Genomic DNA, 21,625 nt, shown 5'->3' with positions numbered 1-21,625 from the left:
ACTCACACGCGGGCGACTCACACGCGCGCGGCCTCGCCGAGCGCCTCCAGCACCGGCCTGATCAGCGGATGCTCCTCCGCTCCCCGGCGGACGGCCGCGAAGACCCGTCGGGTGGGCGCCACCCCGTCGACGGGCCGGACGACCACTCCCGTGAGGTCCATGCCGCGCAGCGCCGACCGCGGCACCAGCGCCACGCCCGCGTCGGCCGAGGCCAGCGCGACGACCGCGCGGAAGTCGTCCGAGGAGTGCTCCAGGCGGGGCTGGAAGCCGGCGCTCTCGCAGGCCAGGACGACCACGTCATGGCAGGGATTGCCGGGGTAGGGGCCGATCCAGATGTCCTTGGCCAGCTCGGCGAGGGGCACCTCGGGGGCGTCGGCGAGGCGATGGGCGACGGGGACGACCGCGTCGAAGGGCTCGGCGTAGAGCGGGATGTGCGCGAGCCGCGGATCGTCGGCGGCCGGGGCGCCGCGGTACTCGACGGCCACGGCGACGTCCACCTGCCGGTCGAGCACCATCGGCAGGCTGGCGTCGCCCTCGGCGTCCTGGACCCGGATCCGGATCCCCGGGGCGGTGCCCGCGAGCCGGGCCACCGCGGGCGCCACGACCAGGGCGATGCCGGTCGCGAAGGCGGCGACCGTGACCGTGCCGGCCGCGCCGGAGCTGTAGGCGGCCAGCTCGGCCTCGGCCCGCTCCAGCTGGGCGAGGACGGCGTTGGTGTGCGCGAGCAGGATCTCGCCGGCCGGGGTGAGCCGTACGCCCTTGGCACTGCGCTCGACCAGCCGGTGGCCGGTCTCCTGCTCCAGGGCCGTCAGCTGCTGGGAGACGGCGGACGGGGTGAGATACAGCGCGGCGGCTGCCGCCGTCACGGTGCGGTGGTCGGCCACCGCACGGAGGATGTGGAGCCGCCGCGCTTCGATCATGGGATCGATTATTGCAATATGTCAGGCTTCCATCTGCGCCCGTGCCGCGACGAAGGCGTCCACGGCACGGTTCACGTCGGCCGTGGAGTGCGCGGCGGACAGCTGGACACGGATGCGGGCCTTGCCCTGCGGGACCACCGGGTAGGAGAAGCCGATCACGTACACCCCGCGCTCCAGCAGCAGTTCGGCCATCCGGGCCGCCTGCGCCGCGTCGCCGATCATCACGGGGGCGATGGCGTGGTCGCCGGGGAGGATGTCGAAGCCCGCGTCCGTCATCCGACGGCGGAACAGGGCCGTGTTCTCGGCCAGCCGTACGCGCAGGTCGTCGGCCGACTCCAGCAGGTCGATGACCTTGAGCGAGGCGGCGGCGATGACCGGGGCGAGGGTGTTGGAGAACAGGTACGGGCGGGAGCGCTGGCGCAGCAGGGCGACGATCTCGGCGCGTGCGGCCACATAGCCGCCGGAGGCGCCGCCGAGCGCCTTGCCCAGCGTGCCCGTGACGATGTCCACGCGGTCCATCACGCCGTGCAGCTCGGGGGTGCCGCGGCCGCCGGGGCCGACGAAGCCCACGGCGTGCGAGTCGTCGACCATGACCATGGCGTCGTAGCGGTCGGCGAGGTCGCAGATCTCGGCGAGGGGCGCCACATAGCCGTCCATGGAGAAGACGCCGTCGGTGACGACCAGTCGGCGGCGCGCGTCGGACGCGTCCTTCAACTGGCGTTCCAGATCCTCCAGATCACGGTTGGCGTACCGGAAGCGGCGGGCCTTGGACAGCCGGATGCCGTCGATGATCGAGGCGTGGTTGAGGGCGTCGGAGATCACCGCGTCCTCGGGGCCGAGCAGGGTCTCGAAGACACCGCCGTTGGCGTCGAAGCAGGAGGAGTACAGGATCGTGTCCTCCTGGCCGAGGAAGGCGGACAGCCGCGCCTCCAGCTCCTTGTGCACCTCCTGCGTGCCGCAGATGAAGCGCACGGACGCCATGCCGTAGCCCCAGCGGTCGAGGGCCTCGTGGGCGGCGGCGATCACCTCGGGGTGGTCGGCGAGACCGAGGTAGTTGTTGGCGCAGAAGTTGAGGACCTCGCCCGGCCGGCCGCCCGCGGTCACAGCCACGGTCGCCGACTGGGGGCTGCCGATCACGCGCTCGGGCTTGTGCAGACCGGCGGCGCGGATCTCGTCGAGGGTGGTGCGCAGGTCGTCGCGCACGGAGTCGAACATCTCAAAGCTCCTAGAGACGCAGGTGGGTCGGGAAGGGGCGGTGCGGGGCGACTACGCCGTCCAGTCGAGGATGACCTTGCCGCCGCGGCCGCTCGCCGCGTCGGCGAAGGCCGCCTCGAAGTCGCGGTACCCGTAGCGGCCGGTGATCACGGGGGCGAGGTCGAGGCCGCCCTCCAGCAGCACCGACATCGCGTACCAGGTCTCGAACATCTCACGGCCGTAGATGCCCTTGATGGTGATCATCGAGGTGACGATCCGGGACCAGTCGACCGGGAACTCCTCGGCGGGCAGCCCCAGCATGGCGATCCGGCCGCCGTGCGTCAGGTTGGCGATCATGTCGCGCAGCGCCTCGGGCCGGCCGGACATCTCCAGGCCGACGTCGAAGCCCTCGCGCAGCCCCAACTCCCGCTGTCCGTCGGCGACGGACGCCTGCGACACGTTCAGCGCGAGGCTCGCGCCGATCTTGCGGGCCAGCTCCAGCCGCTCCTCGCTGACGTCGGTGACCATGACGTTGCGGGCGCCGGCGTGCCGGGCGACGGCGGCGGCCATCAGGCCGATCGGTCCGGCGCCGGTGATCAGGACGTCCTCGCCGACGAGCGGGAAGGACAGCGCGGTGTGCACGGCGTTGCCGAACGGGTCGAAGATCGCCGCCACGTCGAGGTCCACCGCGACCCGGTGCACCCACACATTGGACGCGGGCAGGGCGACGTACTCGGCGAAGGCGCCGTCGCGCCCGACGCCGAGGCCGACGGTGGCCCGGCACAGATGGCGGCGCCCGGCGAGACAGTTGCGGCACTTGCCGCAGACGAGATGCCCCTCGCCGCTGACCCGCTCGCCCACGGCGATGTCGGCGACGTCCCGGCCCGTCTCGACGATCTCGCCGACGAACTCGTGCCCGAGCACCAGCGGCGTGCGGATCGTCTGCCGCGCCCAGCCGTCCCAGGACCGGATGTGCAGATCGGTGCCGCAGATGCCGGTGCGCAGCACCTTGATCAGCACGTCGCCGGGGCCGATCTCGGGCTCCGGGACGTCGGTGAGCCACAGCCCGGGCTCCGCCTTCTCCTTGACCAGTGCCTTCAACGCAACGGCTCCCGTGGTGAGGGCCCGGGCGCGGACAGGCCGACAGGCCCCGCATCCGGGAAGACGTGTGGATTCGTGCAGCAATCTGCCGCACTGAACCGGCCCAGGTCCATCGAGCTTTTCTTAAGCACCGCCACAGCTCTGCTTCACACGAGTGCGCCGCACAGGCGTTCGCTTCACACGAGTGGCCTCGCTCCCGTGGACCGGCTTTCCCGCACACCACGCTGGGGCGTGACACCCTGGACCGCAACCCGCACGAGCCGGCCGACTGACGTGGAGCCCCTGATGACCACAGCACGGGACCTGATGATCGTCGCGTTGGACGTGACACCCGACGTCACGTCCGTGCGCGAGGTCGGACAGGGCGATCTGGCACTCGCTCTCGCGGGCGCGGAGGCGATCGATCTGCTCCGGGCCGAAGCGCTCACCCTGGACGACGACCTCCTGGTGCCCGGCCCGCCCGCGGAGCCGGACGATGCGCTGCTGGCCGAGGCCGCGTCGTCACTCGTCCGGGAGGAGCCGTACGAGTCGGTCGAGGACTGGCTGTGGCGCCGGGGCCGCGGCCTGTCCTCGGCCTACACCGACCGGCTGGAGGCGGACGGAGTGATCGGCCGGCCCCGCGGACGCCTGCTCGGCGTCCGGTCCGCGCGCACGGAGCCCGTCGACTCGCCGGCCCGTCGGCGCGCCACCGCGCGCTGGGCGTCGGACGAGCCGGTCCTCGCCGCGCTGGCCACCGCCGTCGGTCTGCGCGAGGAACCGGCCGACGGCGGCCCGGACCGCCTCGACGACGCGGTCGTGACGATCCTTGCGGCGGTCGGCGACGCGGTGGCGGAACTCGATGCCGTCCGGCGCCGCCGGTCCATCGAGGACGCGGCCTTCAGCAACGTCTGGCGGGCCTTCTGACCCGGGCTCCGGGAGCTCAGGGCGGGAATCCGCCGCTCTCCCGCCGTTGCAGCCGGCCGGCGAGATCGGCGGCCGTCGCCTTGATGGTCTCCAGACCGGCCTTGCCCCAGGGCCGGGGCGCGAGGTCGGCGACGCACACCGTGCCCAGCACCATGCCGGTGGTGTCGATGAGCGGGGCGCCGAGATACGAGCGGATGCCGTACTCGTCGACGACCGGGTTGCCGGCGAAGCGCGGGTAGTCGCCCACGTCCTCCAGGACCAGCGCCTTGCGCCGTACGACGACATGCGGGCAGTAGCCGTAGTCGCGGGGCAGCCGGCGGCCCACCGAGGGCTTGCCGCCCCGGGCGGCCCGACCGCCCTGCGGGGTGTGCAGCCCGGCGAAGAACTGGCGTTCCCCGTCGAGGAAGTTGACCATGGCGTACGGCGCTCCGATCACCTCGGCGAGTCGGTGCGCGAAGGCGTCCAGGGCGGGTTCCGGCTGTTCCCCGAGGCCGAGTCGGCGCAGCCTGAGGGCACGGGCGGGGGCTTCCTTGTCCTCCGGAGTGAGCAGCAGACGACCGGTCGGGCGCGACGGGTCATAGCTCATGTCCGGGTTCCGTCGCTGTGGACGTAGGTCATATACGGCTCCGGGGCGTTGGGTGCGGGCGTCACATGTGGGCGCCGCGGCTCGGCTGGGGTGCGGCCGGTGCGTGGGCGATGAGGTGTCTGACGAGGGTGAGCAGGGTCTGGACGCCGGAGGCGGAGATCCGGGCGTCGCAGCGCACGATGGGTACCTCCGGGTCCAGGTCGATGGCGGTGCGCACCTCCTCGGGGTCGTAGCGGTGGGAGCCGTCGAACTCGTTGACGGCGATGATGAAGGCGAGTCCGCGTTCCTCGAAGAAGTCGACGGCCGCGAAGCACTCCTCGAGACGGCGGGTGTCGGCGAGGATGACCGCGCCGAGGGCGCCCTCGGACAGTTCGTCCCACATGAACCAGAACCGTTCCTGGCCCGGTGTGCCGAACAGGTAGAGGACGTGGTGCGGGTCGAGGGTGATCCGGCCGAAGTCCATGGCGACGGTCGTCTCGACCTTGTTCTCGATGCCGTCGAGGTTGTCGGTCGCGGCGCTGACGGTGGTGAGCAGCTCCTCCGTGCTGAGCGGCGCGATCTCGCTGACGGCGCCGACGAAGGTCGTCTTGCCGACCCCGAAGCCGCCCGCGACCAGGATCTTCAGGGCGGTGGGGAAGGGGTCGGGGCCGTTGCCGTTGCCGTTGCCGTCGGGAGCGCCGTGGTCACGGTGATCGCCGTACGTGTCGTGATCGTCGCAGTCAGAGCTGTCGTCGTAGTCCATCGAGCACTGCCTCCAGTAGGGCCCGGTCGGTGGGGTTGTTTTGGAACTCGGGGGGCTTGGTGGTCAGCGCCCCGCAGTCGAGGAGGTCCGACAGCAGCACCTTGGTGACCGCTGCCGGCAGCTTCAGATGGGCCGCGATCTCGGCGACCGACACGGGTGCACGGGTCAGCTGGAGCGCGGTCGCGTGTTCGGGGCCGAGATAGCCGAGGGGGGTCGCCCCGGTGGCCATCACCTGGGACATGAGATCGAGGGCGACGCTGGGCTTGGTCCGGCCGTTGCTGACCGTGAAAGGGCGCACCAGCCGTCCGGCCGCGTCGTCGAGCCAGGGCCCGTCGCCGGCCGCCGCCACGCTCAAGGCCCCATCACCGACGGTTCGACGGCGTGCTGCCGGGGCGCGGTCATCAGATACGGCCGGACGCTCTTGACCAGCATCGCCATCTCGTAGCCGAGCACGGCCGCGTCGGCCTCCCGCCCGGCGAGCACCGCGAGACAGGCGCCGGAACCGGCCGTGGCGACGAACAGCAGCGTCGAGTCGAGCTCCACGACGACCTGCCGTACGTCCCCGCCGTCGCCGAACCGGACGCCGGCGCTGCGGCCGAGGGAGTACAGGCCGGAGGCCAGGGCAGCCATGTGGTCGGCGCTGTCGGGGTCGAGGCCGTGGACCGACTTCACGAGCCCGTCGCAGGAGAGCAGCACCGCGCTCGTGGTGTGCGGCACGCGCTGCACGAGGCCGCTCATCAGCCAGTCGAGATCGGATACCTGGCCGGTCGGCGCATCGCTCGCCATGGTGGATCGACTCCTTGGGGTACGAAGGTCTGCGGGAGCGCTGGGGGTGGGGGTGCGGGTGGGGGTGCTCAGAGTGCTCATCCGGCTGGTGCGCTCCCGTCGTGCCGGGCGGTGGACAGGTCGGTACGCGCCTCGGGTATCGGGGACTGCCGCGGCGGTCGTCCGTCGGCGGTGTCCGACAGCAGGGGGGAGGGCGCGTCCATGAAGTCCGCCTCCAGGCTCTGCTGGGCCTCGGCGAGGCCGATGCCCCGCTGGAAGGAGGCCATCAGGCCGGGGTCGTGGCCGGCGGGCTGCTCGGTGTCCTGGCGGGGGGCCGGACCGCCGCGCAGCTGGGGCACGATGTGCTCCTGGGCGCGGCGGCGGGGCAGTTGGGGCTTGCCCATGGTGCCGCGCACCGTGCCGATGCGCGGGGTGGGTGCGACGCCCGCGTGCGCCTCGACGACGGGCCGGTCGCCCGGCCGGATGCCGGGCGCGGCCTCGGCCGGATTGGCCCGTGTCTCCCGGGCCCCGCGCACGGGCAACGGCGCGAGCCGCCGCCCGTTCGGCTGTGGGGCGTCGGACGACTGCGGGGCGTGCTGCGGGTGCGGGATCGGCTCCGCGGGCCGCAGCTGCGGGGGCCTGGCCTCTCCGGCAGGGCCCGCACCGGCCTGCGGTCGCGAGGAGATCAGGGGTACCCCTGAGGCGGGAGTGTGCTGCGTCTGCGAGGCATCCGCTGATCGGCCCGCGCCGGGGCCGCCGGGGTCCCACGCCCCTGACGACCCGGTCGACGAGCCGACGGGCGTCGCCCCGGGCGCCTGCAGCGAGCCCGACGACCATCCCGCGCCGCCGAGGTCCGACACCCCGGCCGGAGCCGGCGACGGTCCCGTGTCGCCGACGCCTTGGACCCGGGACGGAACCGACGGCCGGCCCGCGCCCGGGATGTCCAGTGCCTGCGGGGGCGCGGGCCGGGCGGCCTGGGCCGGTGGGGCCGGCGGCAGCGGCGGGCGGGCCGCGTCGGCCGTGACAGGCGTCGCGGCGAGCGTCGTGGCGGGCGTCGTGGCGGGAACGAGGGGCAGGCCGGCGCCGTCGGTGTCCGGTCCCTGCGGTACGGCTCCGGCGACGCCGGGCGCGGAGCCCAGCAGCGCCTGCGGGACGACGAGGACGGCCTGGACGCCGCCGTAGATGTTGCTCTGCAGCCGGACCCGGATGCCGTGCCGTCGGGCCAGCTGGGAGACGACGAACAGGCCGATCCGCCCGTCGGCGAGCAGCCGGCCGACGTTGACCTGGTCCGGGTCGGCGAGCAGGGCGTTCATCCTGCTCTGCTCCTCGACGGGCAGACCGAGCCCGCGGTCCTCGACCTCCACGGCGAGCCCGGAGGTGACGAGGTTGGCGCGCAGCAGCACCTGGGTGTGCGGGGCGGAGAACACCGTGGCGTTCTCGACGAGTTCGGCGAGCAGGTGGATGACGTCGGCGACGGCGTGGCCGCGCAGCTCTCCGTCGATGGGCGGGACGAGTTTGACCCGCGAGTACTGCTCGACCTCGGCGATGGCGGAGCGCAGCACCTCCGTCATACAGACCGGGTTGCTCCACTGCCGCCGGGAGACGGCCCCGCCGAGGACGGCGAGGTTCTCGGCGTGGCGGCGGATGCGGGTGGCGAGGTGGTCGACGTGGAAGAGGCCCTTGAGCAGGTCGGGGTCCTCGATCTCGTTCTCGAGCTCGTCGAGGATCGAGATCTCGCGGTGCACCAGGGACTGAAGGCGCCGCGCCAGGTTGACGAAGACCTCCAGCTTCTGTTCGCTGCCGGCCTGGCTGGACAGCTGTGCGGCCTGCACGACGGCGGTGACGGCCCCGTCGTGGGCCCGGGCCAGGTCGGCGGCGAGCAGCTCGAAGTCGTCGGCGTCCGCGCCGGGCGGGCCGCCGCGCGACCTGCGCTGGGGCGGGGTCTCACCGCGGCGCAGCGCCTCGACGACGGTGCGCAGGTCGGCCTCGCCGCGTGCGCTGCCCCGACGCAGGGCCGCGACGCGGTCGCTGACCGAGCGGGCGGCGCGGTCCGCGGCCACGGCGGCGATCACGATGCCGACGCCGGTCACCGCGACCGCGCCGGCCAGCACCGCCCACAGGGTGACGCCGGGCCGGACGCCGGTGGAGCGCACGGTGAACAGGACGACCGCGCAGGCGCTGAGCGCGACCGCGGTCGGGGGGAGCACGGCGAGCCGCAGCAGCTGAGGCCGTATGTGTGTCTCGGTCGGCGCTGGTGCGGTGCGGGCGACCGGCCGCCCGTGCCGCCCGCCCTCACGGCGGTCTGCACGTGCGGCGGGTGCGCGGAGGTGAGACATCGGTGTCCTCGTACTGGTCCGTCGAGCCGGGTCGTCGGTCGGGGAGCCGAAGAATTCGGCCCGGTGTCGCCCGACGGCCACTCACAGTAGTCGGCAACGCATCAGGTGCGGTGGGCAGTTGACAAAGTCCCGCAGCGAGCGTCCCGCTCTGGTATGAGGCTTCGCACGGCAGACCGAATACGGCGCGCGATCCGAGGCGCAACGCGGAAAAAGTTCGATCAGACCTGGTCAGAGGTGGTCCAAAAACGGCGTGCGGGTCGGGGAGCCTTTCGCTCCCCGACCCGCACGGCCGCGCGTTCGCGTGTCCCGATCAGCCCGCCGGTATCGCCTCCGGCGCCTCGCCGTCCTCGGTGGCGCCCCTTGAAATATCACTCTCGGTATCGGCTTTGGCCTTGACTGGCGTCTCGGTCGGGAGCGGCCAGCCACCGGCCGGGGCGCGCGCCACACCGCGCCACCACGGCTCGCCCGGAACGGTCTCCGCGGCAGGCTCGAAGGGCTCGCCGGGACGGGGCAGGGCGACGCGCGCGCCGACCGCCCCGGCGGCGGCCAGCGTGCCCTCCCCCGGCTCGGCCCACGCGTGCGTGGCGAGGTTGAAGGTGGCCCAGTGGATGGGCATCATCACCCCGCCGGTCCCGCCCTGGAGGTCGAGGTGGGCGCGCATGCCCTCCTCGGGGGTCATATGGATGTCGGGCCAGAAGTCCGAGTACGCCCCGATCTGGATCATCGTCGCGTCGAACGGGCCGTGATCGGCGCCGATGTCCTTGAAGCCCTCGAAGTAGCCGGTGTCGCCGCTGTGGTAGATCCGGTGCTCCTCGCCGGCGACGACCCAGGAGGCCCACAGGGTGTGCTGGGTGTTGCGCAGACCCCGGCCGCAGAAGTGGCGGGCCGGGGTGGCGGTCAGGGTGAGTCCGCCGACCTTGGTCGCCTCGTGCCAGTCCAGCTCGCGCAGCCGGTCGGCCGAGACCCCCCACTGCTCCAGATGGGCGCCGACGCCGAGCGGCACGGCGAACAGGGTGTCGGTGCCGGCCAGCGCCTTGATCGTGGGCAGGTCCAGGTGGTCGTAGTGGTCGTGCGAGATGACGACGACGTCGACCGGGCCCAGCGCGGCCAGCGGCAACGGCACCGGGTGCAGCCGCTTGGGTCCCGCGAAGGCGAACGGGGAGCAGCGCTCGCCCCAGACGGGGTCGAACAGGACGCGCTGCCCGTCGATCTCCGCGAGCACGCTGGAGTGCCCCATCCAGGTCACCCTGAGGCCCGTGGCGGGCGGCTTGGCGAGGTCGGCGAGGGTGGTGGCATGCACCGGCACGGTGCCCGAGGGGGCACGGCGGGGGCGCTGCTCCTTGTCGAAGAAGACTTTGGCGAAGTCGAGCATCGAGCCCGAGGGGCGGGTCCGCGCCAGGCCGCCGGGGTTCTGGAAGACCCCGTCCTTGAAGTGGGGCGATCTGCGGATGCGCGCCATGCGCTCACCACTCGGATCCGCGCCGAATGCCTCGGGCTGCAGAGCACGGAGCCCGGAGCGCAGGGAACGGAAACCGGACACGGTACCTCCAGGTGGAGTCGCTGAGGCATTCCATTATGGTCGCCCCCTCCGACATCCCGTTGACAGCCCTCGCCCCGCCTTCCGATACTGACCCACTGTTCAGTAGCGATCCCCTGTCGACGATGTCGAGGAGCCCGTATGGCCACCGCCCCCCTGTTGTCCCTGACCTGGACGGACGACGTCACGGGCCGTCGGGGGTTCCTGGTCGTCGACCGGTTGGTGCGCGGGGTGTGCAGCGGTGGTCTGCGGATGCGGGAGGGCTGCACCCTGGAGGAGGTGACCGGCCTCGCGCGCGGGATGAGCCTCAAGGAGGCGCTGCACTACGACCCCGAGGCCCGCTACGTTCCGCTGGGCGGGGCCAAGGGCGGCATCGACTGCGATCCCCGCGACCCGGCGGCGTACGGGCTGCTGGTGCGGTATCTGCGGGCGGTGCGACCGTACGTGGAGAGCTGCTGGACCACCGGCGAGGACCTGGGCCTGACCCAGGACCTGGTGGACCGGGCGGTCGCCGAGGTGGGGCTGGTGTCGTCCGTGCAGGCGGTCCACCCGCTGCTCGACGACGAGAGCGCGGCCCGCGCACGACTGGCGGCCGCCTTCGCCGTGGAGGTCGACGGCATCGGGCTGGACGAGCTGGTCGGCGGCTGCGGGGTCGCCGAGTCGGTGCTGACCGCCCTGGACCGGGCCGGGGCGCCGTACGCGGGGACGCGGGTCGCCCTGCAGGGGCTGGGCACCATGGGCGGGGCCACGGCGCGCTTCCTCACGCGCGCGGGGCTGACGGTCGTGGCCGTCGCCGACGTCAAGGGCACGATCGCCAACCCGGCCGGCCTGGACGTGGAGGCGCTGCTGGCCGCTCGGGACGGCCACGGCACGGTGGACCGCGCGGCACTGCGCCCCGGCGACCGCGAGCTGCCGGGCGACGCCTGGCTGTCGACGCAGGCGGAGGTCCTCGTGCCGGCCGCCGTGTCGTACGCGATCGGGGTCGAGGAGGCGGAGCGGATCGGCGCCCGGTGGATCGCCGAGGCGGCCAACATGCCGGTCCTGCCCGAGGCGGAGGAGCTGCTGCACGCGCGCGGGGTGAGCGTGCTGCCGGACGTCGTCGTCAACTCCGGGACGAACGCCTGGTGGTGGTGGACGCTCTTCGGCGACATCGGCGCGGACCCGCAGGAGGCCTTCGCGTACACGCGCCGCTCGATGCGCACCCTGATGGAGCTGGTGCTGACCCGCGCCGAGGCCGACGGCACGACGCCCCGGGCCGCCGCGCACGCGCTCGCGGCGGAGCGGCTGCCGGTGATCACGGAGCGGTTCGGCCGCTGTCGATGAGGGCATCGGCGCAGGTCGGGGCGGCTGTGTAGGGTGACGGCGTGGCGAGGGTCCGGTTGAGCGTGGCCGAGCGGCGCGAGGAGCTGCTGCGGGCGGCCATCCAGCAGATCGAGGCGCGGGGCGTGGCGGCGGTCAGGATCGCCGACGTCGCCGCGACCCTCGGCGTGAGCAACGCGCTGGTGCTCTACCACTTCTCGACGAAGGAGAAGCTGGTCGCGGACGCGTTCGCCTACGCGGCCGAGGACGACCTGGCGCACCTGCGCAGGCTGCTCGGCCGCCGCACCACGGCACTGCGCCGACTGCGGTCGGCCGTGCGCTGGTACGCGCCCACGGGTCAGGCCAAGGGCTGGCGGCTGTGGATCGAGGGCTGGGCGGTGTCGCTGCGCGAGCCCGCGCTGCGGGAGGTCGCCCGGGACCTCGACAAGGAGTGGAAGGCTGCGCTCGCCGAGGTGATCGCGGAGGGGGTGGCCGCGGGCGAGTTCCGCTGTCCGGACCCGGCCGGCGCCGCCCTGCGTCTGACGGCCCTCCTCGACGGCCTCGCCGTACAGCTGACGTCCTACGCGGGCGCGGTGTCCCACGCCGCCGCGCAGAGTTGGGTCGACGAAGCGCTGGAACGGGAACTCGGCCTGCCCCGCGAGACGTTGAGCGCCCAGAAGCGCTGATCGGCCCGGACCGGGCGCTGGGCGCGGCCTGTCCCCGACCGGGCCGCTGCGCGCCCTGGGTCCCCTGGCCGACTCCGTCGCAGCCTCGGACCGGGGCCGGGGGTCGTGCGGGCCGGACCCGGCTCCGGTCGCGTCCGCCCGGTGCGCGGCCGGCTCAGTCCAGTTCGTACACCGCTGTCACCGTCGCCGCCGCGCGGATCTCACCGGGGGCTACGGGCACGGCGCTCAGGCCGGCGGCGGAGGCGTCCCCGGCCGACGGCGCAGGGCGCCGGTAGGCGGCGGCGTCCTCGCTGAGCGAGACGAGTCGGCCCAGGTCGCGGCCGCTGAGGCGGGCGTACTGCGCGGCCTTGGCATGGGCGTCGTCATACGCGGCCTCGCGGGCGCGCGCCTTGAGCGGGGCGGGGTCGGAGAGGTCGAAGACCACGGAGTCGATCCGGGCCGCGTCGCCGGCGGCGTCGGCGACCGCCTGCAGGACCGCGCCGGTCCCGGCCACCTCGCGCACCTTCACCGAGAAGGACTGCGCGGCCCGGTAGCCCTTCAGCCGGGAGGTGCCGCCCGTGTGGTCGTAGACGGGGTCGAGGGAGACGCTCTCCGTACGGACGTCCCGGTCGGCGACACCCTGGGCGCGGACGGCGGCCAGCAGCGCGGCGGCGGCCTTGTGCTGCGCGTCCAGCGCGGCCTGCGAGGTCTTGCCGGATGCCTCGACGCCGGCGCCGACGACCGCGAGGTCGGGCGGTGCGCTCGCGCTGCCCTCGCCGGTCACCGTCACGGTGGCGGGGACGGGGGCGGCCGATGCGGGGCGGGCCGCCGCCGTCGACACGGTGAGCGTCGGGACGCCCAGGGCGAGCAGGCAGACGAGGGCCACGGCGACGGGCGTACGGGGAAGGCGCATGCGGGACCGGTCCTTCGGGGTGGCAGATCCTTCGAGGCGGCGGACGGAGTGCGAATGCGAGGTGCGAGAGGCGTACGAGTGGGGTCATCCCAGCACTCGTCCCGGGTCCCGCCCGGGTGCCACTCCCGTGCGATCACCTCACCGGTGGAGCGAGCGGCCGGCCGTACGACGTCGACGGCCGACCGCTTCTCCACGCACTCTGTTCTCCACGCGACCGCCTCTTCAGGCGACGGCCGCGATCCGCATCCTGATGTCCTCGGGCGACAGCGTGCCCTTGGCGGTCACGTGGTCGCCGGAGGACTCCCCGCGCAGCCGGCGCCCGATCCACGGCACCAGGTACTCGCGCGCCCAGTGGACGTCGTCGCGCCGTACGTCGAGGGTGCCGCGCGGCGGGAGCGGCGGCCAGGGCTGCTCCGGGTCGGCCGGTACCTCCAGGTCGAGGACCTGCCCGGCACGCAGCGCCACGCGCGTGTGGCCCTCCGGGGAGAGGTGGAGCCGGTCGCCGTCCCAGGCCCTGCGGTCCTGCACGGACCTCAGGGACCACAGGTCGAGCACCGGGCAGCCGTACCGGTCGGCGACGGCGCGCACATGTCCGTTGTAGGTGGCGATCTTGCCGCGCAGATGCTTCAGCACGGGGACGCCGCGGGTGTCGAAGCCGGTGGTCACCATGACCGTGCCGGCTACGGCGGTCAGGGCCGAGATCGCGCGCTCGAAACGCTCGGCGACCTCGTCCGGGTCGGTGCCTGGACGGATGATGTCGTTGCCGCCCGCACAGAAGGAGACCAGGTCCGGGGCGAGTTCCACCGCCCTGGGGAGTTGGTCCTCCATGATCTGGTCGAGCAGCTTTCCGCGGACCGCGAGGTTGGTGTAGTTGAAGTCGCCTTCGGGCTGCCGGTCCGCGAGGAGTACCGCGAACCGGTCGGCCCAACCGACGAACGCCCCGTCGGGGCCGGGGTCGCCGACGCCCTCGGTGAAGCTGTCCCCCACCGCCACGTACGACCCGATCACTGATCTGTTGTCATTCTTCGAATCGTCTGCCACAGCGGTTCATCATTCACCCTTGAATGTGACCTACGCGATCGTAGGAAGGGGTTGACGAACGGTGAGATAAGACACTCTTAAAGAATTTGCCAATCAGGGAATAAGGGACCAGACCCGGAAGTTCTTGATCCGGAAGTGACTCCAGGTGGTGCGGAAGGCGAAGTGCCCGCTCGTGTACGGCTCGGGGTCGGTGTAGTCGAACACCAGCCGCCCGTTGTTCCACCAGCGGACGGCCGAACCGTCGGAGACGATGCGGACATGGTGCGGCTCGTTCGCGGCGAGCAGCGGCTCGGTGTAGTCGTAGATCAGCGGACGCACCCCCGCCTCGCCTACATAGCGGCGCAGCCGGGTCGTGGTGTTGGTGTTGGCGCCGTAGCCGACGTAATACGTCTTGAGATGGTCGTACTCGGCGAGGGCGCCGCCGCGCGGGGTGGCGAAGAGGTCCTGCGGGGAGCGGACGTCGACGGCGTTCCAGAAGTTGTTGAGGTCGGAGACACGGTCGTTGACCCCGCCCGCGGAGACGGGCGTGGCGACGTATTCGAGGACGTACGGCCCGGCGAACGGCCGCTTGAACCAGATCGTCGCACCGGCGGGCACGTCGACCTCCAGGGTCCCGCGGGAGGCGGTGACGGTGCCGCCCTTCTCCAGTTCCACGGCCCACTGGCGCAGCCCGTGCCGGAAGTCGTCGTGCGCCAGGAGACGGCGGTGGCGGGGCGTGGCGTTCGCGGTGGCGGCGGGCGCGAGGGCGGCCAGGGCGGCGCCGGCGGCGAGGGCTCCGAATGCTCTACGCGTGGTCGTCACGTCGGTCTGCTCCTTCGGGGTGGGTGATGGCGGGCCTGGGGACACGGCGGGTCTCGGTGCCGAGGTAGTAGTCGGGGTAGATGGACTGGAGGTAGCCGCGCACGGTCCAGCCCAGGCGGTACGCGGGGTTCTGGGCGAGGGTGTAGACGCGGGTGGCCGTCGGCTCGGTGGAGGTGTACAGGCGCAGGGCGGTGTGGTCGGCGGTCTCGGCGAGGATCTCCTCGCGCCAGTCGCCGAGGAGATCGCCGTAGAAGGGGGTGGCGTTGCGGGCGCCGGAGACCACGCCGGACGGGTCGAAGAGCGTCGCACTGGTCTCGGTCGCCGGGTCCCACTTCTGGACCCGGGTGAAGTCGAGCAGTTCTGACGCCTTGTCACCGTCCCACCAGATACGGAAGTTGACGCTGGGCGTGGTCGTGGAGACCTTGCCGTCCCGGACGTTGAAGACCCCCGCGCCGGGCCGGGTCACGTCGGCGGTGGACGTCCAGTACTCGTAGCCACGGTGGTTCGGGTCGATGTCGGCCGCGTTGCCGCGCCCGGTGTCCAGGTCGGCGTCGCTCACCGGGTCCGCCGGGTGGGAGCCGGTCACCAGGCGCTCGCCGGTGTCGGCGTCGTAGTAGTACCAGGGGAACGCGGACACGATGCCCAACTCCGACTGCTGGATGGCGAAGCCCTCCAGACCGGGCCGGTCGGGGTCGAGGTCGGCGATGTCGAAGCGGTCGCCGTGGATGGCCCGGTCGACGACGTAGCGCAGGGTGCCGTCGCTGTTCACCACGTAGTTGCCGTCGGCGATCTCGTCCTTGCCGTCCCCGTCGACGTCGACGGTACGGATCTGGTGGAAGCTGCTCGCGCCGCTCGTCGGGTCCACGACGTACTTCCAACGCCGGGTCAGGTCGGCGCCGTTGAAGTCCCAGGTCTGGAACAGCACCCGGAACGAGCCTCGCTTGGCGCCGACCCTGGTCACCAACTTGGTGACCAGGCTGGGGTGTTCGCCGTCGAGGTAGGCGATGCCGAAGTGACCGCCGGACGGGCCGTCGGCGACGAAGTCGTCGGGGACGGGCTGCCGGGTGCGCTCGGCGCCGGTCGCTCCGTCGATCACCGACACGAACTGGTCGGCGGGCGAGGCGGCGGTGACCTGGGCGCCGTCGGCGAAGACGGTCCCGGCGGCGGTGTGCGCCAGCACCTCCGCCCGGCCGTCGCCGTCCAGGTCGTAGACGGTGACGTTGTCGTCGTTGCGGTAACCGCCTATGGCGGTGGAACCGCTGATCGCGGCGGGCGCCGGGTCGTTGGCGCCGTTCCCGCCGACCTGGGTGTAGGAGCCGGGGCCGAGATCGACCCGCCACAGCCGCTCGCCGGTGAGCGTGTACGCCTCCAGCAGGTCGGGCCGGTCCCGTGTCCCGGAGAGGCGGCTGACGACGAGCTCGTAGCGCCCGTCGCCGTCGAGGTCGCCCGGCCAGGCGTGCTGCACGGTGTAGCCGTCGGCGGCGGCGAGCGGGATCTCGGCGTAACCGTCGGCGAGGTCGAGCGCGGGCGAACTCGCCTTCCGGGAGCGCCCGTCGACGACCGCTCGCACGGTGTACGTGCCCGTGCCGGCCGTGTCGTCCTGGTAGGTGGTCGACTTCCTGATCGGCTGCCGGTTCAGCCTGCGCCCGTTCTTGTACACGTCGAAGGCGATGGCGTCTCCGTACCTCGCGTACTCGGTGCCGAGGAGCCGCCAGCTGAGGAACGTCCCCTGCCCGGACGGCACGGCGACCAGGCCGCGGTCGAGGTCCTCGACGATCCGACGCGGGACGTCGGCGGCGGCGTGTCCGGCGGGCGCGGAGCAGAGCCCGGCCAGCAAGGCGGCGCAGACGGTGGAGACGGCGACGGTTCTTCGGCGGCGGATGGCGTTCACTGGTGCTCCTTCACGAGCTTTCCGATGAGGGGGATCAGGCGGTCGGCCGCCTTGCGGTGGCCCTGGACGTTCGGGTGGACGGTGTCCTGGAAGTCGCCGTCCGCGGCCGAGAGCCAGTCGGCGGTGTCGACGAACTCCGTGCGCCGGTCGGCGAGTTCGGCGACGACGTCGGCGATGTCCGCGGCGTGCGCCCCGCCGAAGGGGCGCAGCGCGAGGATGCGGGCGTGCGGCGCGGCCGCCCGCAGACGTTCGAGGTAGGCGCGGTAGGCGGTGCGGAACTCGGCCGAGCCGAACGCGGTGTCGTTGGTGCCCTGGTTGACGACGATCACATCGACGTCGCGGTCCGGCCGGGCCGGGGAGCCCGCGTAGTTCCAGGCGTACGCGTCACCGGCGGCCGGCACTCCCCCGTTGCCGGTCCGGATCACGCCCTGGCGGCCGAAACCGACCTGGGTGAGCGAGGCGTGCAGGGCGTCGGCGACCAGGGTGGGGTAGGCGGCCGTCCCGTCGGCGCAGTCGGAGGTGTTGACCGCGCAGAGCGCCAGTACGCCCTGGGTGACGGAGTCGCCGTAGAAGACCGACTCCGGGGCCCTCAGGGCACGTTGCTCCAGCAGGCGGCCTCGGATTCCGGTCAGCGCGACGCCCGACTCCAGCGGCGGCGTCCACCGGTTCACCCGTGCGGAGACGTCCTTCACGGACAGCTCGGCCGTGTGCGGGCCCCGCCCGGTCGCCGTGATCCGGAGGTCGCCGCGGTCGACGGCGTACAGCCGCTTGGGCCCGCCGTCGACGGAGACGTAGATCTGCGCGGGCACGGTGACCGACGAGACGTCGAACAGGGCCTGGACGGCGCTCCCGACGAACCGGAACCGCAGCCGCGAACCGGAGTTGACGGTGACGGCGGCCTCGGCGGTACGCCCCCAGTGGCCCTCGTAGACGAGCCGCCGGTCGTCGGGGCGGACGACGCTCGCGACACCAGCACCGGCACCGGCACCGGCACCAGCACCAGCACCGACGGCCGAGGTGCACGCGGACGCGGGCGGAGCGGCCCCGGCCACCAGAAGCGCCACGACCGCCGCGGTCGCGGCGCACTTGACGACGGCGGTGCAGCGGTGGACGACGCCGGACACGGGACCTCCGAAGAGCGATGGAAAGCGCTTGCTCCCTGACGGAGATCACTGTGTCCCCACTCTGGCCCGGCTGTCGACAGGGCGAAAAGGGATGCCATGCGGCTGCCATAGACACGCCACACGGCGGCAATGAAACGATCAAGAAAACGACGCCGACACGCCGAAGGCCGGACCCGGGGATCGGGGTCCGGCCTTCGACTGCGTGTCAGGCGGTGGGTCGTCCGCGGGTGCTAGACGGAGACTCCGTGCGAGCGGAGGTAGGCGATCGGGTCCACGTCCGAGCCGTAGTCCGGCGTGGTGCGGATCTCGAAGTGCAGGTGCGGGCCGGTCACGTTGCCGGTCGCGCCGGAGAGGCCGACCTGCTGACCCAGGGTCACGGTCTGGCCGGCCGAGACCGACAGCTGGGACAGGTGGGCGTACTGGGCGTAGTAGCCGTCGGCGAGCTTGATGACGACCTGGTTGCCGTACGCGCCGCCCCAGCCCGCGGAGACGACGGTGCCCGCGCCCACGGCCTTGAGGGAGGTGCCGGTCGGCACGACGAAGTCGACACCGGTGTGGTAGCCGCTGGACCACATGCTGCCGGCCACGTGGTACGCGGTGCCGACGGAGGCGCCGGCCACGGGGAGCTGGTAACCGCTGGAGGCGCCGGTGCTGCTCTCGGCGGCCTGCGTGGTCGTCTTCGAGGACGAGGCAGAGGACGAGGTGGAGGACTTCGAGTCGGATGCCTTCGAGTCGGAGGACTTCGCCGACTTCGAGGACTTCGAGGACGAGCTCCCCGAAGAGGAGGCCGAGGAGGACGAACCGGACGACCCGGTGGTGCCGGTCGCGGCCTGCTTGCCGATCGACAGCTTGAGGCCGGGGTGGATCAGCGAGGGGTTGTCGCCGACGGCCGCACGGTTGTCCTGGTACAGCTTCTGCCAGCCGCCGCTGACGTCCTGGTCGTCCGCGATCTTCGAGAGGTAGTCCCCGGACCGCACGGTGTAGGTCTTCGCGGCGGCGGTCTTCCGGGTCACCGGAGCGGCCTGCACGGCGCTTTCCGAAACCGTCTGCGCGACCGACTGGGACGCGGCCTGCGAAACGGACTGGGAAACGGACTGAGCGGGGGCCGCATGGGCGCCGGCGGCACCCATGAGCGGAAGGGCGAGCGCTGCGCCGCCGGTTCCGGCGACGGCTATCGAACGAGTGAAGCGCTGGGTCTTCGGACGGCGGTGCTTACCCTTCGCGGGCATGGCGAATTCCTCTCCGGCGCCTGCGAGGTGAGCTGTCGGGTGCGAGCTGGAGATGCCCGGCCGCGCCGAGGCGCGGCTTTACCCCAAGCCTGTTCCGGGACCGGAACAGGCGGTTGTGCCTGTGGGTCCCCCGCTCCTGCCGTGGACGGGTGGGTGTGCGGACTCCGGGCGGCGGCAGGATTAGGCATCCGTCCGGATTGGTGTGGAACGTAAGCGACCCAGACGCACGGGGACAAGCAGAGGTTGCACGGTTAATGCATTTCTCTTGATCTGCTGTGAGAATTCCCGGTCACGCTCCGTGAATCCAAACACCCGCCATTCGCCGAATACCCTTGAAAAGCGCATGAATTACGTGAACATGACGTACGACGCACGGTCACGGATATGACGCTGCTCACGTGACAGCCCTCCAGGATCCTTTATTCCAGAGCGAGTTGGAATTAAGGATCCAATTCGGACAGAAAGCTCAGATGCGACGGAGCCGGATAACCGTCGCATCAAGGTCGCCCTTCAGTTCGGTGCGCAGCCCGTGATGCAGCAGCACCGCACCCCGGTGAACTTCGCCCGTTTCACGGCATTCATACGACTGTGTCGGGTCGAGTCCGCGCAGCCGGAGCGCCGGCACGGGCTCCCCGAACCGCTGGGCCTGGAGCCAGGCGAGGACGACGCTCTCGTCTCCGCGCACGTACTGGACGGCGCTCAGACCGCCCGCCGGGGGACGCAGCCGGTAGAGGTCGCCGTGCTGCACAAGAGGCCGGATCTCCTTGTAGAGGTCCACCCACTCCCGCGCCTCGGCGAGCTCCCCCTCGCTCCACTCCGAGAGATCGCCGCCGACGCCGAGCACACCGGCCATGGCGCTGACGAACCGGAAGCGCAGCGAGCTCACCCGGCCGTTGAGCTGGGTGTTGGGACTGTCGGTGACCCACGCGGCCATGACCCGGGCGGGGTGGATCTGGCTGAAGCCGTGCTGGATGTCGAGCCGGTCGAGCGGGTCGGTGTTGTCGGAGGTCCACACCTGGTCGGTACGGCCCATGATCCCGAGGTCGATACGTCCGCCGCCGCCCGAGCAGGACTCGAAGGCGACGCCCGGGTGGGCGGCCCGCAGTCGGTCCAGGAGGCCGTACAGGGCTCGCACATGGTCGACCCAGAGACGCTGCGGGTAGGGGTCGTCCGGCCAGCCCGCGTCGGTGAAGCAGCGGTTGAAGTCCCACTTGACGTAGTCGACGGGTGCGCTGGAGAGAAGCCCGTGGAGCTGCTCCCAGAGATACTCCTGGACGTCCTCACGCGCGAGGTTGAGTACGAGCTGATTGCGGAACTCCGTCCGCTTTCGTCCCGGTTGGAACTGCACCCAGTCGGGGTGGGCCCGGTACAGCTCGCTGTCGGGGTTGACCATCTCGGGCTCGACCCAGATGCCGAACTGCATGCCGAGGGCGTGCACGTAGTCCGCGAGGGGCTTCAGGCCGTTCGGGAAGCGGTCGGGGTTGGGCCGCCAGTCGCCGAGCCCGGCGTGGTCGCCGGTGCGCTTGCCGAACCAGCCGTCGTCGACGACGAACAGCTCGACGCCGATCGCCGCGGCGCGCCGGGCCAGGGTCGCCTGCTGTTCCTCGGAGATGTCGAAGTAGGTGGCCTCCCAGGAGTTGAACAGCACCGGCCGGTCCTGCTCGGCGTCCGGGACGACGTACGCGCGCTGGTAGGCGTGCCAGGCGCGGCTCGCGCCGCCGAAGCCCGCGTCGCTCCACAGGCCGGCGAAGACGGGTGTGGTGAAGGACTCGCCGTTCTCCAACCGCAGCAGGCCCGAGTCGTCGTACCCGGCGCCGCCGGTGATCTGCACGCGCGCGTCGGGGAGTTGCGCGACGGCGATCCGCCAGGAGCCCGACCAGCCGAGGGCGCAGCCGTAGACCTCGCCGCGCTCCTCGGTCGCGTCGGTGTCCAGGGCGACCCAGGGCAGGTGCTGGTGGCCGGTGTGGCCGCGGCGGCTGCCGATGACCTTCTCACCGTAGGTGAGGGGGGAGCGCGTGAGCCGCGACTCGGCGGCCCAGCGGCCGTGCAGCTGCGACAGCCGCCAGTCCTCGCGCTCGGGCAGGGTCCAGACGGCGGAGTCGGCGCGCAGCAGCTCCTGCGGCCGCTCGCCGTCGTTGCGCAGGGTCGTCCAGCGCTCGACGACGTCGCCGCGCATCCGGTAGTGCAGGGTGACGGTGAGCCCGGCGTCCCGGAAGCGCAGCCTGAGCTCGTCGCCGTCGCTCTCGTGGGCCTCGAAGGTCCACTCGGTGCCGCGTCGCTCGTCGGTGCGCACGGACAGGGCGGGCCGCACGAAGCGGGGGCCGCCCTCGACCGGGTACTCCTCGCGGCCGTCGAGCGGGGACTCGAAGGACGCCCCGCGCTCCGACGGCGGCAGCTGGGCGAGCGCCTCGGCGTCCGCGAGCGCGATGCCCGGACCCCAGTGCAGGTGGATCAGCTCATCGGCCTCGGTGAGATGGAGGGCGTAGCTGCTCGTCGGCCCCGAAAGGAGCCAGGTACGGCCGTTGTCGGCGATCTCGGGCATCAAACCCCCACTAATTCGAACAGGTGCGATCAAGCA

At 72.2% G+C, this 21,625-nt stretch carries 19 protein-coding genes and 1 riboswitch; of the genes, 3 read left to right on the top strand and 16 right to left on the bottom strand.

What is annotated here, in order from left to right; translation table 11 throughout:
- Window positions 1-17: 17 nt before the first annotated feature.
- From ABZ725_RS21150 to tdh, 3 genes are read right to left on the bottom strand one after another with little or no spacing between them, the layout of a single operon-like run.
- Entirely contained in the window at window positions 18-920 is a 903-nt protein-coding gene (locus ABZ725_RS21150; RefSeq protein WP_358804116.1) for a LysR family transcriptional regulator, read from the bottom strand.
- 21 nt (window positions 921-941) lie between these two features.
- Window positions 942-2,135, bottom strand: a complete 1,194-nt coding sequence (locus ABZ725_RS21145; protein ID WP_351918629.1) for a glycine C-acetyltransferase — start codon at window positions 2,133-2,135, stop codon at window positions 942-944.
- Window positions 2,136-2,186: 51 nt separating this feature from the next.
- Complete coding sequence (gene tdh, locus ABZ725_RS21140; RefSeq protein WP_358804115.1) at window positions 2,187-3,215, bottom strand: L-threonine 3-dehydrogenase; 1,029 nt, start codon at window positions 3,213-3,215, stop codon at window positions 2,187-2,189.
- A 285-nt stretch (window positions 3,216-3,500) separates the two neighbouring features.
- Here tdh and ABZ725_RS21135 point away from each other — a divergent pair, with 285 nt between their 5' ends.
- A complete protein-coding gene (locus ABZ725_RS21135; RefSeq protein ID WP_358804114.1) occupies window positions 3,501-4,118 on the top strand; it encodes a GPP34 family phosphoprotein in 618 nt (205 codons plus the stop codon).
- Between the two features lie 16 nt (window positions 4,119-4,134).
- Here the strand turns inward: ABZ725_RS21135 and ABZ725_RS21130 are convergent, their stop codons facing one another.
- The 6 genes from ABZ725_RS21130 to ABZ725_RS21105 all read right to left on the bottom strand — a co-directional run bounded on the left by ABZ725_RS21130 (window position 4,135) and on the right by ABZ725_RS21105 (window position 10,087).
- Window positions 4,135-4,704: a GAF domain-containing protein gene (locus ABZ725_RS21130; protein ID WP_358804113.1), complete on the bottom strand. Its 570-nt coding sequence runs from the start codon at window positions 4,702-4,704 to the stop codon at window positions 4,135-4,137.
- A gap of 61 nt (window positions 4,705-4,765) precedes the next feature.
- Entirely contained in the window at window positions 4,766-5,446 is a 681-nt protein-coding gene (locus ABZ725_RS21125) for an ATP/GTP-binding protein (protein WP_358804112.1), read from the bottom strand.
- On the bottom strand, window positions 5,424-5,795 hold the full coding sequence (locus tag ABZ725_RS21120; RefSeq protein ID WP_358804165.1) for a DUF742 domain-containing protein: 372 nt from the start codon (window positions 5,793-5,795) through the stop codon (window positions 5,424-5,426). The genes ABZ725_RS21125 and ABZ725_RS21120 overlap by 23 nt, the downstream gene beginning before the upstream one ends.
- 2 nt (window positions 5,796-5,797) lie before the next feature.
- A complete protein-coding gene (locus tag ABZ725_RS21115) occupies window positions 5,798-6,232 on the bottom strand; it encodes a roadblock/LC7 domain-containing protein (protein ID WP_351918638.1) in 435 nt (144 codons plus the stop codon).
- Window positions 6,233-6,309: 77 nt separating this feature from the next.
- Window positions 6,310-8,547: an ATP-binding protein gene (locus ABZ725_RS21110; protein WP_358804111.1), complete on the bottom strand. Its 2,238-nt coding sequence runs from the start codon at window positions 8,545-8,547 to the stop codon at window positions 6,310-6,312.
- 310 nt (window positions 8,548-8,857) lie between these two features.
- Window positions 8,858-10,087, bottom strand: coding sequence for an MBL fold metallo-hydrolase (locus ABZ725_RS21105; protein WP_358804110.1), 1,230 nt, complete (start codon window positions 10,085-10,087; stop codon window positions 8,858-8,860).
- Between the two features lie 138 nt (window positions 10,088-10,225).
- Here ABZ725_RS21105 and ABZ725_RS21100 point away from each other — a divergent pair, with 138 nt between their 5' ends.
- Window positions 10,226-11,407, top strand: a complete 1,182-nt coding sequence (locus ABZ725_RS21100; RefSeq protein WP_358804109.1) for a Glu/Leu/Phe/Val dehydrogenase dimerization domain-containing protein — start codon at window positions 10,226-10,228, stop codon at window positions 11,405-11,407.
- A gap of 41 nt (window positions 11,408-11,448) precedes the next feature.
- Window positions 11,449-12,069, top strand: coding sequence for a TetR family transcriptional regulator C-terminal domain-containing protein (locus tag ABZ725_RS21095; protein WP_358804108.1), 621 nt, complete (start codon window positions 11,449-11,451; stop codon window positions 12,067-12,069).
- A gap of 154 nt (window positions 12,070-12,223) precedes the next feature.
- Here the strand turns inward: ABZ725_RS21095 and ABZ725_RS21090 are convergent, their stop codons facing one another.
- The 7 genes from ABZ725_RS21090 to ABZ725_RS21060 all read right to left on the bottom strand — a co-directional run bounded on the left by ABZ725_RS21090 (window position 12,224) and on the right by ABZ725_RS21060 (window position 21,589).
- On the bottom strand, window positions 12,224-12,961 hold the full coding sequence (locus tag ABZ725_RS21090; protein ID WP_358804107.1) for an SIMPL domain-containing protein: 738 nt from the start codon (window positions 12,959-12,961) through the stop codon (window positions 12,224-12,226).
- A gap of 222 nt (window positions 12,962-13,183) precedes the next feature.
- Window positions 13,184-13,969: an SGNH/GDSL hydrolase family protein gene (locus tag ABZ725_RS21085; RefSeq protein WP_358804106.1), complete on the bottom strand. Its 786-nt coding sequence runs from the start codon at window positions 13,967-13,969 to the stop codon at window positions 13,184-13,186.
- Window positions 13,970-14,095: 126 nt separating this feature from the next.
- On the bottom strand, window positions 14,096-14,803 hold the full coding sequence (locus ABZ725_RS21080) for a DUF6250 domain-containing protein (protein WP_358804105.1): 708 nt from the start codon (window positions 14,801-14,803) through the stop codon (window positions 14,096-14,098).
- Window positions 14,787-16,694, bottom strand: a complete 1,908-nt coding sequence (locus tag ABZ725_RS21075; protein WP_358804104.1) for a hypothetical protein — start codon at window positions 16,692-16,694, stop codon at window positions 14,787-14,789. Before ABZ725_RS21075 ends, ABZ725_RS21080 begins: the two co-directional genes overlap by 17 nt.
- Entirely contained in the window at window positions 16,691-17,818 is a 1,128-nt protein-coding gene (locus ABZ725_RS21070; protein ID WP_358804103.1) for a GDSL-type esterase/lipase family protein, read from the bottom strand. The genes ABZ725_RS21075 and ABZ725_RS21070 overlap by 4 nt, the downstream gene beginning before the upstream one ends.
- A 230-nt stretch (window positions 17,819-18,048) precedes the next feature.
- Window positions 18,049-19,047, bottom strand: coding sequence for a LysM peptidoglycan-binding domain-containing M23 family metallopeptidase (locus ABZ725_RS21065; RefSeq protein ID WP_358804102.1), 999 nt, complete (start codon window positions 19,045-19,047; stop codon window positions 18,049-18,051).
- A 4-nt stretch (window positions 19,048-19,051) separates the two neighbouring features.
- Window positions 19,052-19,209, bottom strand: a riboswitch (cyclic di-AMP (ydaO/yuaA leader).
- Between the two features lie 304 nt (window positions 19,210-19,513).
- The gene (locus tag ABZ725_RS21060; protein WP_358804101.1) at window positions 19,514-21,589 is read right to left on the bottom strand and encodes an alpha-galactosidase; all 2,076 of its coding nucleotides are present in this window, start codon (window positions 21,587-21,589) and stop codon (window positions 19,514-19,516) included.
- Between the last annotated feature and the right edge of the window lie 36 nt (window positions 21,590-21,625).

It is taken from the genome of Streptomyces sp. NPDC006872 (assembly GCF_040635845.1).
Taxonomy (GTDB): domain Bacteria; phylum Actinomycetota; class Actinomycetes; order Streptomycetales; family Streptomycetaceae; genus Streptomyces.
The sequence above is the reverse complement of the archived record's forward strand: the minus strand, read 5'-3'. Positions and strand labels throughout refer to the sequence as shown.